General features: G+C 50.4%; 1 rRNA gene. It reads left to right on the forward strand.

The window, feature by feature from the left end:
• Nucleotides 1-262 (forward strand): 23S ribosomal RNA (locus ACLJZ5_RS22130); the annotation flags it as partial.

Raw genomic sequence — 262 nt, forward strand, 5'->3', positions numbered from 1 at the left:
TGAGGGAAAGGCGAAAAGAACCCCGGCGAGGGGAGTGAAAAAGAACCTGAAACCGTGTACGTACAAGCAGTGGGAGCACAGGTTTACCTGTGTGACTGCGTACCTTTTGTATAATGGGTCAGCGACTTATATTCTGTAGCAAGGTTAACCGAATAGGGGAGCCGCAGGGAAACCGAGTCTTAATTGGGCGTTAAGTTGCAGGGTATAGACCCGAAACCCGGTGATCTAGCCATGGGCAGGTTGAAGGTTGGGTAACACTAAC

The sequence above is a fragment of the Salmonella sp. 5800 genome (genome assembly GCF_046558195.1).
Lineage (GTDB): Bacteria > Pseudomonadota > Gammaproteobacteria > Enterobacterales > Enterobacteriaceae > Salmonella > Salmonella enterica.